At 36.6% G+C, this 13,219-nt stretch carries 10 protein-coding genes and 1 pseudogene; 9 read left to right on the top strand and 2 right to left on the bottom strand.

Going from position 1 to position 13,219, the window contains the following annotated elements:
* The first annotated feature begins 126 nt into the window (after window positions 1-126).
* From obgE to KO521_RS12705, 3 genes are all read left to right on the top strand, one after another.
* Window positions 127-1,128, top strand: a complete 1,002-nt coding sequence (obgE, locus tag KO521_RS12715; RefSeq protein ID WP_215940283.1) for a GTPase ObgE — start codon at window positions 127-129, stop codon at window positions 1,126-1,128.
* A 64-nt stretch (window positions 1,129-1,192) separates the two neighbouring features.
* Window positions 1,193-1,714 carry a DUF4136 domain-containing protein gene (locus KO521_RS12710; RefSeq protein ID WP_215940282.1) on the top strand — a complete coding sequence of 174 codons (522 nt, stop codon included), beginning with the start codon at window positions 1,193-1,195 and terminating at the stop codon, window positions 1,712-1,714.
* Window positions 1,715-1,919: 205 nt separating this feature from the next.
* Complete coding sequence (locus KO521_RS12705) at window positions 1,920-2,285, top strand: hypothetical protein (protein WP_215940281.1); 366 nt, start codon at window positions 1,920-1,922, stop codon at window positions 2,283-2,285.
* Window positions 2,286-2,304: 19 nt separating this feature from the next.
* Here KO521_RS12705 and KO521_RS20625 read toward each other — a convergent pair.
* A pseudogene (locus KO521_RS20625) lies at window positions 2,305-2,463 on the bottom strand (hypothetical protein); the annotation flags it as partial.
* Between the two features lie 203 nt (window positions 2,464-2,666).
* On the opposite strand from KO521_RS20625, the gene KO521_RS12695 reads away from it, so the two are divergent.
* The 6 genes from KO521_RS12695 (at window position 2,667) to KO521_RS12670 (ending at window position 6,955) form a co-directional block, all read left to right on the top strand.
* Window positions 2,667-3,053 carry an ankyrin repeat domain-containing protein gene (locus tag KO521_RS12695; protein WP_215940280.1) on the top strand — a complete coding sequence of 129 codons (387 nt, stop codon included), beginning with the start codon at window positions 2,667-2,669 and terminating at the stop codon, window positions 3,051-3,053.
* A gap of 106 nt (window positions 3,054-3,159) precedes the next feature.
* Complete coding sequence (locus KO521_RS12690) at window positions 3,160-3,507, top strand: hypothetical protein (RefSeq protein WP_215940279.1); 348 nt, start codon at window positions 3,160-3,162, stop codon at window positions 3,505-3,507.
* A 146-nt stretch (window positions 3,508-3,653) separates the two neighbouring features.
* Window positions 3,654-3,995, top strand: a complete 342-nt coding sequence (locus KO521_RS20455) for a hypothetical protein (RefSeq protein ID WP_252730061.1) — start codon at window positions 3,654-3,656, stop codon at window positions 3,993-3,995.
* Window positions 3,996-4,122: 127 nt separating this feature from the next.
* A complete protein-coding gene (locus tag KO521_RS12680) occupies window positions 4,123-5,187 on the top strand; it encodes a histidine kinase (RefSeq protein ID WP_215940278.1) in 1,065 nt (354 codons plus the stop codon).
* A gap of 2 nt (window positions 5,188-5,189) precedes the next feature.
* Window positions 5,190-6,227 carry a sensor histidine kinase gene (locus tag KO521_RS12675; RefSeq protein WP_215940277.1) on the top strand — a complete coding sequence of 346 codons (1,038 nt, stop codon included), beginning with the start codon at window positions 5,190-5,192 and terminating at the stop codon, window positions 6,225-6,227.
* Window positions 6,224-6,955: a LytR/AlgR family response regulator transcription factor gene (locus KO521_RS12670; RefSeq protein ID WP_215940276.1), complete on the top strand. Its 732-nt coding sequence runs from the start codon at window positions 6,224-6,226 to the stop codon at window positions 6,953-6,955. Before KO521_RS12675 ends, KO521_RS12670 begins: the two co-directional genes overlap by 4 nt.
* Window positions 6,956-6,989: 34 nt before the next feature.
* Here KO521_RS12670 and KO521_RS12665 read toward each other — a convergent pair whose 3' ends face one another.
* Window positions 6,990-13,046: an alpha-2-macroglobulin family protein gene (locus KO521_RS12665; protein WP_215940275.1), complete on the bottom strand. Its 6,057-nt coding sequence runs from the start codon at window positions 13,044-13,046 to the stop codon at window positions 6,990-6,992.
* Between the last annotated feature and the right edge of the window lie 173 nt (window positions 13,047-13,219).

Genomic DNA, 13,219 nt, shown 5'->3' with positions numbered 1-13,219 from the left:
CCTATATCAACTCTCTTTTTTGATTTACAGGACTAATTTCTAAATGCATAGCATGATTAAGCTTCATGTGAAATGCGTATTTTTGCGCAAATGTTGACTATTGTCAAGATATAATTCAGATTTTTTATGACCGAGGGCAATTTTGTAGACTACGTAAAGATTTATGCTGAATCTGGTAAAGGAGGAAAAGGGTCTGTGCATTTGCATAGGGAAAAGTACATTACCAAAGGCGGTCCTGACGGAGGGGATGGAGGCCGTGGAGGCCATATTATTTTACGTGGAAATCAAAATTTATGGACACTCGTAACTTTCAAGTTCAAAAAACATTTTAAATCTGGTCACGGCGGGCACGGTAGTAAATCCCGTAGTTCTGGTGCTGATGGCGAAGATGTGTATTTGGATGTTCCCTTAGGAACGGTTGTAAAAGACCCGGAAACAGGTGAGGTCTTGTTTGAAATTACCGATCACGATGAAGAACGAATTTTAGCCGAAGGTGGAATGGGTGGCAGGGGTAACTGGCATTTTAAAACAAGTACCAATCAAACACCGAGATATGCGCAACCCGGAATCCCAGGGCAAGAGGTAGAGGTTATACTGGAATTAAAAGTATTGGCAGATGTAGGTCTTGTTGGTTTTCCAAATGCCGGCAAATCTACTTTACTCTCTGTAATTACATCTGCAAAACCTAAGATTGCAGATTATGAATTTACAACTCTGAAACCTAACTTAGGTATCGTTGAATACCGGGATTTTCAGAGTTTTGTCATGGCGGATATTCCCGGGATTATTGAAGGGGCTGCCGAGGGTAAGGGGTTAGGGCACTATTTCTTGCGCCACATAGAACGTAACTCTACTTTGTTATTTTTAATTCCTGCGGATAGCACGGATATTGGAAAAGAATATCAAATATTACTAGACGAACTACGTAGGTACAATCCGGAATTGCTTGATAAGGAACGTTTGGTCGCCATTTCTAAAAGTGACATGTTAGATCAAGAACTCATTGATGAAATGAGTGTAGAACTAGATAAGGATTTGGGTAAGGTACCTTACATGTTTATTTCTTCTGTTGCCCAACAAGGTATCACTGAATTGAAAGACAAGCTTTGGGCTATGTTGAACAATTAGTGGCAACGTGAGGTTATCTATTTTTGTTAGATTAAAATTGCTTACATTAACTCAAAACAAGACTATGAAAAGTGTACTTATTTTAGCGTTGGTTTTTTGTTTAGCCTCATGTAATGCCGTAAGGGTGAACTATGATTATGAAAAGGGAACCGATTTTACTAATTATAGTACGTATAACTATTACCCGGATATGAATACCGGTCTTAGTGAATTGGATACCAAAAGGTTATTGCACGCGGTTAATGAAGAAATGCAATTAAAAGGTATACGTTTTTCTGAAGACCCTGATTTTTTTATAAATATTGATAGTGAGTCTTTTGAGGTAGCTAGTAATAATACCGTAGGGCTTGGTTTAGGAGGAACCGGCCGCAGTGTTGGTGGAGGGGTTTCAGTAGGTATACCAGTTGGACAGCCAAAATTGGAGAGAGAAATCCGGTTTGATTTTGTAGATGTGAAAAAGGATGAGCTCTTTTGGCAAGGACAAGCACAAAGTAGTTTCAAAGAAAATGTATCTCCCGAGACTCGTGAAGAAAAGCTACATGCTATAGTTGTTAAAGTGTTTTCAAAATATCCTCCTAAAAAATAGGTGGTTAATTGATTTTACTCAGTATTCTTATAGCTAATCTAAAAGTGTTTTTAAACTTTTCTATGCGGATAATTTATTATTCCATATTTTCGAGTGTTCTTTTTTGATAGTGCAGTGTCAACTACTCTGTTTGGAGAACGATCACTATATGTTAGAAAAGAATATTTTTCTACCCCCTCTTAGAACTTAAAAGGAAATATCTCTAATGCTAAAGCGTGCGCTTTATTATATTGAAAATCATAAGATAGAAGTTGTTCATACTTTATTCGGAAAGGAAAAAGTACTTCTGGATGGGAGAACGGTTTCTAAAAAAATGTCCGAGATAGGAACTGAGCACACGTTTACTATTGGTGAAAACCGATATAGAATTGCCCAACGTGATTTGTCCTATGGAGAGAAACTGAATCGGTTTGAGATTCGTAAAAACGGTTCGCCAATCTCTTTGGTTAATATATTATCTCAAAAGTCATCTAACCAGATGATACTAATCGTTATTCTTTGTGGTCTTGGCACGGGTTTTATTTTGGGTGTGATTATCTACAAGTTACTTTGGCCCACAGTTAGTTTGTAAGGAGTACTTTTTCAGAATGCTACTCCATTGCTACCTCCACACGAACACCTTCTGAATGACTAGAAAACTCTGGTGCATACATACTTTGTATGGTAGTTATGCCATTGCTGAAATCTCCGGCATTATTTACGCGTACATCGTATTCAAAGACATATAGTCTTTTTGATAGGTAATCAAAAAGGTCTTGTTCAAACTACTTATTTAGTAGTCTAATTCTTCGCTTTTGCCATTCAGATGGCAATATTTACCGTTCGCCATAATCCGTTAAGTATTGCTACCGTTGGAGTTACGGAAATTACCGTTTGTCATAAACTCGTTTCTGTACCTACAAGTGTGTATTACTTTTACGTCAGAAATAAATAACAATTAAAATTTAATATTATGAGAAAATCAGCAATCGCATTCGGAATTCTTTTTAGTGTAATGGTTAACAGTGCAAACGCAAACAACAATCCTTCGGACAAAGCAGTACGTTCTATCAAGGCAACTACAACTAATGTATCTCCTTTAAGTTTAGCCGTAGTAAACAATGATTATGAAACCGTAGAAAAGTTTTTAGAGCTAGGTTCTAACATTGAGGCAAAGGAAAAAACTATGGGCATGACTGCTGTAATGTATGCGGCAAGATATAATAATGTAGAGTTAGTTGAATTGTTAGTTTCAAAAGGTGCAGATTTATCTGAGAAATCAAAAATAGGAATGACAGCACTAGATTACGCAAAATTGAGTAATGCATCAGATGCAGTGGCATTTATTGAATCACTTTAAAGTATTCGGTCAATGTGAAAAGGAGTTTTCGGGGACACCTTTTTAGGCCTAATTTTTAAAAAAAGTGTATCTGTATTTTTATAAATAACCATAAAATCATTTTGTTATGAGATATTCAAAATATATAATCGAGGATAGAACTGTTGAATTTTATAATTCCCATTTTGGGATGGAATCTGTATTAGTAAACAATAAAGAAGTTTCAAAAGGATTTTCTTTATTTGGAAGAGACCATATATTCAACATTGGAATTAACGAATACAAGTTGAGACCTTATCTAAGTTTTTCCCACCTTAGTTCTGTAAGAGTGTCTATTTATAAAAATAACGTTATGCAAAAACTTGAAAAAGAAAGAACTGCATCAGATAACTTTCATTTGTTTCTAAAAGTCAGTTTAATAATTACTGCAGGGATATGTATAGGACTAGGGTTGGCAGCAATTATGGCACCTTAACTATATGGATGTGTTTAAATATTGACATTAAAGTTCCTAAAGAATCGTAAGCCCGTTTATAACAAATATTTTACCGTTACCCATAATTTGGTATTACAAGGTGGAATAACGTAATATCTTTTAACTATTATCTAAACTCTTTAATTATGAAAAATACAGAAATATCAAGACAAAAAATAAATACCGAATTAATTATAGGTGTCACAATATTGGTATTTCTGCTAGTTTCATACCTTCTTCATATGGCTAGTCATTTTGGAGAAGGGAACTCCTACCAAGTAGGTTACGAAGTTGGGAGTCATTTGAGAAGTTTAGTAGAAGGTGTAGGTTTTAAGAATGGTATAAGAATAGGGAGCGTCATAGCAATATTAACTTCATGGGAGCGCAACAAGTCTATTAAAAGGGCTATTCTTCATGCTCTTTTTGGATGGCTTTATGTTATCTATTTTATATGGACTAGAAAAGAAACGAACGCAAAATCAAAATAATTAGGAATGCTAATCATAACGAAATTTTTAATTGAATTGCTAACGGAGCTAGTTCTTAAATGATGAGAGTGCTACTTATAATCTTACGATTCAAAACGCTTATATTTTAAATTCACTAATAAGTCCAATGGAGAAATTTTTGTCTAAGTATGTTTTTTGGTTAATTCAGTTCATAGGATGGACGCTCTTTTGGGCTTTACTTCTTTACATTTCAGATGTTCAGAGAACTATAGGAGGAAGTGTTTATTATATGATTACGTGGGTGGTTGAATGTGTTATTGCAACTGTTTTTTTGAGATGGGCGCTTAAAAAAATGCATTTTGAAATAGCTTTATTCAAATTTGCTAATTTTTTGAAATTTCTCATAAGTTTTATACTCTCAGCTCTTTTGATAACTGTCTTAGGAGAAATATCATCTGTGATAAGGAATTTTTTTTTAGAACCAATACCAGGAGGAGAGCACAGAGCTTTTGTTATTTCTTTTGCACATAAAATTTTTCTTATTGCAATTTGGGTAATTGCTTATTTTACTGTTTTGTTGTTCAGGAAGTTGAATAGACAACGTATTGAAAAATTAGAAATAAGTGCAAACCTAAGACAGGAACAGTTGAAATTATTGCGAGGTCAAATTAATTTAACTTTTCTTGTTGGCTGTTTAGATAATATTAAAAGACTTAGCCGTAATGATGTTCCTTTAGCTCGTAATTTATTGACAATACTTTCAGACCTTCTCAGGTATTCCCTCACCAATACTGAACTTGATGTGGTTAATTTAAATGAAGAATTAAACATGTTAGCTCATTATGTAGTTTTGGTTAATATCCAAACTGATAATCACATAGATCTTTTTAAGAAGATTGAGTCAGATACTTTGGAGATTCATATACCGCCAATGATATTATTGTCATTAATTCAGCATACAAATAATGTAATAATGACTGTTTCAAAAGAAAAGAGGGAAGTGAGAATTAGTATATCAGAACAGAATGGTAAGATAATCATAGAGCTCCAAACTATTGGAAAGTTTCCAAATGTATTAGTGGAAGTGGAAAATAGGCTTAAGGAATTATCGAAGAGAATTTTGATTTTATACGGTACACCTGGGAGTTTAAGTGTTTATGGTGAAAACAATCAAATTACATCAACTTTTGTTTTTCCAATATACCGTAATTCATTAGAAAAACGAGCTTAATAATGAAGAGATTTTTATCGAAGAATATTTTTTGGGTTTTACAATGTTTTGGATGGAGCCTGTTTGTTATTTCACTTCAATTTTTTGGGGATAAAGAATCACTATCTAAAATCGTTTATGATGTCTTAACAGGAGTTTTGGTTGTTGTTGTAGCTACTTCTTTTTTAAGATATTTATTAAATAAGAGTAACTTTTCATACTTACCTTTTACATTTTTTGATTTTATAAAACTTTTTTCGGCTTTAATTGCAGCCTCTCTCGTTTTTTATGGGCTAAATTACTTGACTGACTTTTTTGAAGTTGAAACAACGGTTAATGAGAAGGAATCGGAAGAATGGGCATTTTTGTCTTCCTTTGTTATTATATTTTTTTTGTTGGTTTTCTGGGTCATACTGTATCTTTTAATTAAAATTTTTGTGGGGCTTAATCGGCAAAAAATAGAGCGGATCGAGCTTATAACTACCTTAAATGAGGCACAATTGAATACTCTTAAAGGACAAATAAATCCGCATTTTTTGTTTAATAGTATAAACAATATTCGCGGATTGATGCTTGAAGATGTGGGCAAATCTCAAGAAATGATTTCCAAACTATCGGAAATGTTGGAATATGCGTTTGCCAAAAACACTGTAGATGCTATTCCATTACGTGAAGAGTTGGAGATGGTAGAAAACTATATTGCACTTTCAAAAATACAAATGGAAGATCGGTTGCAATATGTAGAAGAAATAGATGATGAAACATTACAGATTCCAATACCTCCCATGATAATTCAGTTGTTGATAGAGAATGCCGCTAAACACGGGATTGCCAATCTCAAAGAAGGAGGTACCATAGCGTTGAAAGTTTTAAAAGAAAATGAAAATTTATTTATAACCGTAGCCAATACGGGAAAATTAAAAATAGCGAAGGACTCTACGCAACTAGGGTTAAAAAATATTCGGCAACGATTAAGACTTTTGTATGGTAAAAAAGCTACTTTTTCATTGGAAGAGGTAGAAGAAGAGGTTGTTGCGAGCATAATAATCCCATTAGAATGAAACAGATTAAAGCGGTAATAGTTGAAGATTCAAGACTGGCAAGAAACGAATTAAAAGAATTGTTAAAAGATTATTCTGAAATTGACTTGATAGGCGAAGCAGAAAATGTAGACAATGGAGTAGAGCTAATAAAAAAGACTAATCCTGATCTCTTGCTACTGGATATCAATATGCCGGAAAAGGACGGTTTTGAGTTGCTGGAGATGCTGGATGAGGTTCCTGTCACGGTTTTTACAACTGCTTATGATGAGTACGCCATAAAATCTTTTGAGTATAATGCGTTGGACTATCTTTTAAAACCAATAAGCGAAAGCCGTTTTGCATTGGCGATAGAAAAGGTTAAAAGTAAAATTGAGAAAACTAAGGCTCCAGAAGAACTAAAGAGTGAGCGGTTGACTGAAAACAGCCAGATATTTATTAAAGACGGAGAGAAATGTTGGTTAGTAAAAATTGGGGATATTTCGCATTTTGATATTGTGGGTAATTATACCCGAGTTTTTTTTGAAGACCAAAATCCAATGCTCTACAAATCCCTAAATCAAGTTGAGGAAAAACTGCCTACTCAGAACTTTTTTAGAGCGAATAGACAACAAATCATCAATACCAATTATATTGGAGATGTGGTGCCATGGTTTAACGGAAAACTAAAACTTACCATGAAAAACGGAGTGGAAGTTGAAGTTTCTAGGCGACAATCTTACCTTTTTAAAGACCGCATGAGTTTGTAAATTTATCCGCAAGTTTATATTGAACTACAAACTACTATTCACCAACCTCCACACGAACACCTTCTGAATGACTAGAAAACTCTGGTGCATACATGCTTTGGATTGTAGTAACTCCATTGCTGAAATCTCCGGCATTGTTTACCCTTAAGTCGTATTCAAATACGTAAACTCCTTTCGGTAAATAATCGAAAAAGAAATTGGTGCTGGCATCTTTGGTGCTTTCATAGTACCCCAAACCATCTTGCCATTTGTAGCGGGAGATTACGTTAATAGGTTCAAACCCTGCCGCTCGCATGTCTTTCATATGAACGAATTCCATATCCCGATCAGAACGAAGTTCTATTCGTACACGCACCAAATCACCTACTTTTAAAACTGTTGCATCGGTAACCTCTGAGATTTTTTCACCTGTATCCGTGTTCTTTTTCAGGAATAACTTTTTCTTAAGCTGTAAAGGTGTTTCTGCGGATGTTATTTTGTCCAAATCTTCAAAATACTGCCAATACAGGGCGCCCCAAGCTATTCCGTTTCCTTTTTTAGTCAGGTTAACTTCAGCCATATTTTTTTCTATATCAGAAGTATCCCACGAAGTTTTAAAATAGCCTGTTCCTGCTTCCACTTTAGTATTTGCTAACCTTTCAGTATCTATAGCTTTTCCTCCAACGCTAACATCAACGGCATCGGTTATGGAAAGCCAGTCGTTGCCCTGTAGGAGCAATGCGTAAACGGCTTCGGAGGTAGCTTTGGTGGTGCACCATTGGTTGGTCTGTTTGTGCTTTAGAAGCCAAATTTTCAGGTTATCTATAGTTTCTGTATCATTTTCGATTTCTCCGAAAGCTTCTATTAAAAGCGCTTGTGTTTCAATAGGTGCTTGGTGCCAATACCAAGAAGCGGTGTTTTCTTTCCAGTACATTCCTAATTCTTCTGAAATAATACTGTTTTCCTTAAGTCCTTTAAGAATTTTATTAGCCGTGGCGGTGTGACCATTTCTGTTTAAGATGAGGGCCAACATTCCCTTCGAATAAAGCCCTTTCTTAGTCCAGTATTCTTTGGCTTGCCCAAGATAATACGCCCTAATTTTATCGACTTCCTTTGAGGTTTTAATATCGGTAAAGAAGCTGCGCATGTACAAATAGTGAATTTGTATCTGGCTTAAATGATCATGATTTATGTTGGAAGTGTATTTCTTCATTTGCTCGTACTCTTCTACAAATTCGGCATCCAAATAAGCAATGGCCTTTCGGGTCATTTCTTCCGCTTTAGACTGGTTTTCGGGTGTGGCAGAGGTTACGTTCAGTTTGTTTAAATGGCCAATTCCCCCAATAATATGTTGGGTGATGAACCGGTTGTCAGAACCACCGCTAAACCACGACCATGCCCCGGATGATTTTTGGTTGTTCTTCAATTTATCAAGTGCACGGCTCTGTGTATCTTTCATTTTGTTGAGGTCGAATAAAAGCGCAATTCGTTTTTTCTGTTCGGTCTCAGATTGCGCATCGCGTAACCATGGGGTTTCTTGAATTAAAAGGGACTTCAGTTCTTCATTCTTTTCCAAGTTGCTCAGTAACGCATCGGAACTGGCCCATTGGTCAAATACCGCTTTTATTCTTTTGTTTGAATTCGCAATATGGCTTGCCAAAGTGTTGGCATAGTATCGGGCAAAAGTTTGCTCGTTACAGTCATACGGATACTCCATTAAATATGGCAGTGCCTGAACGGCATACCAAGCTGGGTTGGAAGTGATTTCCAAAGTAAGTTTATGATGTTGTATTGTAGTTGAGGTATTATCCCTCAATTTATCTAAAACAAAGGTTTTGGTCTGATTGCTACGTACCCACATCGGTAAGGTTTCCGTAACTAACATACGGTTGGTCAAAACGGGAAGCACACTTTGTTCGCCATCGCTAAAATCACCCGCTTTCGCTATCACGGTATATTGAACGGCCTGAAGGTTTTCTGGAATTTTAAGTTGCCATGAAACCTGAGTGTTCCCTAACGAGTCTACCGCGAATTCATTTTGAGCTTTCGTACTCAATAATTGTTCGGTGACGTCTTTTCCTGAAAGTACATCAACAAGTATAAGTTTTGCTTCTCCTGATAGCTTTTTATCCGTGAGGTTCGCAATTTTAGTACTTATGCTGATTTCATCACCTTCACGCAGAAAACGCGGTACATTTGGCGTCACCATTAGTTCTTTTTGCGTAACGGTCTCTAACCTCTTAACGGAACTGTGCAGGTCTTTTGTGTGGGCCAATAATTGTAGTTTCCACTTGGTAAGCGCTTCTGGAGTGGTGAAGTTGAACGAAACATTTCCTTCTTTATCCGTTCGTAATTCAGGAAAGAAAAATGCCGTTTCCTGAAGGTTTGTACGGATTTGTACCTTTTCTAAATCTGTTTTGTTTTCAGCTTTGTTAGTTGAGGTATTGTGATTGGTTAACCCCATTTCATTTTCTTCTGGAGCCATTGAAGAGGTGATGACAACCTCTTGTAAAGGAGTGGTGTCATTATCCATCATCTCTAAAGTTGCAGCTTCGCTTCGTGACATTTTTCTTGTTAAACTACGGCCATAATAGTTCCCATAACCAAAATGTAACCCAAACCAGTTAAAGGAGTCGTACTGTTGCGGTGAGTAGCTATATCTGTCTGTATCCAGATAGGTTCGGAATGAATTCGTGCCAAAGCTGGTATGGGCATTGGCGTAAATGGAGGAATAATAGGAGCTTCGCGCAAGCGGATTAAAATTCCATCCGTGTGGTCTAAAAGTATCTAAAGAGGCATCGTACATGCTTGCCAAAAGTTCGGCAGATACTTTTTCGCCTTGAGGTCCTTTTAGTTTGAACGACCAAGTCTCTTCCGTACCCGGCTGTAATTTATCTCTAAAAGTAGTGGTCTCGATTTCAAGTCGGTTTTCTGGATAAGGCACAGAAATAGACAACGTACCCGACTGAAAGGAATTATAGGCAGAAAACGTATAATTGATGGCAAATCCACCTAAATCATTTTCAGTAACCGGGACTGTAAACGATTTTGAGTTTTGGTTCAATTGAATCTTACGTATATCAATAATTTCTTCTTCCTTCTCAATAGTAATGGTTAAGGTCAGGTCCTGTGAGTTTGAGTATAACGTAATTTCAGCCTTGTCACCAATTTCATAATTAGGTTTATCTATTTTAATGTCGAATAGGCGGTTGTCCGCCAATTGTTTATCGGAATCACTGAAAAGTGTAGTTATGGCTTTTTCCTTTACAACTTGGCCAAATTTATCCTTGGTCTCCAATTCGATAACATATTTGCCCGACACCCATTTTTTTAGGTTTTTTATGTCGAACGTACTAGATTTCTTAGTGTCAAAATCAGTTTGCCACACCAATTTACCTTTCGCCCAATGTATTGCTTGATCCGCTTTATCATAGGCCTCATGTGGAAAAAGATTCTGATATTCTTCTTTGCTCCAATTTTTATAATCAGGGGCCGGCCAGGACCTAGAACGCAGCACCTGCTTTGGAGCTTGTAGTTTATACATTTTCAAAGTTCCTTTTGCGGATATAGGTTGCCCATTAAGATTGGAGGTAGAAATGGTTACATTATCTTCATTTTTGTCCTTGTTCCATTGCTCGGGAACAGATATATTGGCGGTAAGCGCATGATAACCAACGGATACAAAAGTAGTGGTGCTATGCGTTTCTCCGTTAATGTCCGTAACATCTGCACTAATTTCATAAGTAAAAGTGGGTAGGTGCTTTTTGGAGACACTGTTGTCAGGTATGGCTTTAAATTTTAAATCATAATTACCCGAAGTATCCGTAGTAGTTTCTCCATGAGCTATTTCTTGGGGAGTACTGTTATAATAGGGCATACGCCAGTAAAACCAGCGTGGAAAGTATACGGCCCGTTTTACACGGTAGCTTACCTTGGCATCGGTAATTTTACTTCCGGCATAAGAAGTAGCACTACCTGTAACTTTTATACTGTCATTTACTTTGTAAGTCTCTGTAACAGGTTCAAAAGAGGTTTCAAATTTTGGGCGTTTGTATTCTTCTACGGAGAAATAATGCGTTTTATAGGCATCCAAGGAAATGCCATCGGTTTCGATATGAAAATCTCCGGTTAGGCCAGAATTAGGCAATAAAAATTCGCCATTGAAAGAACCGAATTCATTCGTTTTAAATTCGAGTTCCGTTATTTCTTGGTCATTAACATCATACAAGGTTGCCGACACCTTTTCATTGGCTACCACTTTCGATTTTTCTTCAAAAGTTTCTATCAGTATACCTTTAAAGTAAACAGGTTGCCCTGGGCGGTAAATACTTCGGTCCGTAAAGAGAAAAATTTTGTTTGTTACCTCGTTAACGCTGCTTTTTTCCGGTTTTTTGTTTATATAATAATTGCCAAAGTAAGCCTTCTCTTCTTTATGATTAATTTCTACCGAAACATCGTTCCAGTTATCATTCGTTAAGGGAAGAGTTACAAATCCCATTTTATCTGTTTTCTCAGTTTTGGTAGCATAGGGCTTGCTATAATTCTTGAGATAAGTAAATTTCATGCTTGCGCCTGAAATTGGCTTACCAGAATTTCTATTGATTACTTGATATTTTTTTTCCGATTGGGCATTGGTTTCAATCAAAGCCATATTGGTCACCTGAATTTGACTAAAAGCAAAACTATCTTTGCTTTTCTGTTCGGGAGTAGCCAAAATAATGTATTGTCCGTTTTCCAAAGGAGGTAGCAGCACTTCAATACCATGTTGTTGATAGTCTTTTTCATTTTGAAGTTGAGCGGACCAACTCTTTTTTTGTTTCAGTTTTTTTATAAAGGACAGTTGTTCTTTTTGCGGATATAGGCTGTTTAATTCCTTAATCTGTTTGTTGTCTACTTCGTAAGCGGACAATTGTAAGGAGGTCAGGTTTTTATAATTGACCAATAATTTTGAAGGCTCGTTAACCGGAAGATGTTTTTCCGTAATCATGGATAAGGTTGGAGCCAGGATTTGAGATTTAAGCGATTTACACTGCTCGGCGCCCATACTATCGGGGAACTTGGCAATTACTTCATCGCACAACGCAATAGCCTCTTTATTTTTCCAACGCAGTTCTTCGTTTGTTTCAAGTTGATAAGCTTGCCCTTGGGTATGGTATAACTTCGCTAGTTCATAACGGTACAAAGCAGAGGTTTCATGGTGCTTTAGTTGCTCCGCAGAGTTTTTTAAGATCTCCTCGTAAAGCGTTTCCTTATTTTCAAAAATGCCATTTTGGTAGACAAAGTTTAGGCGCTCAATATCGGCCATAACCAAAGGTTTTAAGTCAGGTTCGCCAAAATGAAAGAGAATGAGTTCTTGGTATACTTTCAATGCTCTTGCCTGTAACGAAGTTTTGTCTTTGGTGCTCAAATTATGATGTGCAAACTGGTAGGCCTCGCATATAGTTTCCGGATCATTGATTTCATATTTATCCGCTGGGCGGGTAATATTGCTTTCATCACTTTTGAAGAACTGCAGTGCCGTGTGGGCTAAAATATCGTAAAGGGTAGGGCGGAAGCTGCCAGAACCCTTTTGTTGGTTCAATAGCTCTTCAAACCCTTTTAAATCTGTATTTTGAAGTTCTTTTGGGTTTTCTAGGGATGCCGTAAAGTGAAGTGTGATTTCATGGAAAAGTGTAGTGAGGTCCCAAGTGCGAAAGTCAACATGGTCTACTTTTGTTTCCGTTGAAGTACGGTTGTAAAACTGATATCGGTTTTGTTGGAAATATTGCCAGTATAGATTGGCCAAGTAACTTTCTAGAATGTTTTTGGTTGGGGTTTCCGCTTTTTTAATTTCCGCTTTAAAACGGTTGATGATGGTTAGTTGTGAATCTTCCTCTAAAGTCATGATATACTTTGAGGTAAACAGTAATGCTTTGACGGTCTGTTCTGAATTTTTCTCTTTTTCCGCTTTCGCCGAAATAGTTTCAACCATCTCCAAGGCGGACTTGGTAAGGTCTTCGCTCTCTAGTTTCTGCACTTTTTTCCAAAGTGATGTATACGGATCTCCACTGTCTTGGGCTGATAGCATTTGCGAAAAAAGTATTACGATTAATACAAGCGAAAATCTTTTCATAGTATAAAATTACAGAACAAAACTGAGCAAAATCAATGCCAATGAAAACTATAAATGAGTGAACGGCATTATCCGGTTAGGGAATAGGCTTCTTTGAATATATGGGATTTAACCGATACTAAAAGTTCTGCCAGCGGCGTATGAGATAAAATAATGATTTTTAAAACCATTTA

This window comes from Zobellia uliginosa (genome assembly GCF_018860745.1).
In the GTDB taxonomy this organism is placed as follows: domain Bacteria; phylum Bacteroidota; class Bacteroidia; order Flavobacteriales; family Flavobacteriaceae; genus Zobellia; species Zobellia uliginosa_B.
This window is presented reverse-complemented; position numbering and strand designations above follow the sequence as displayed.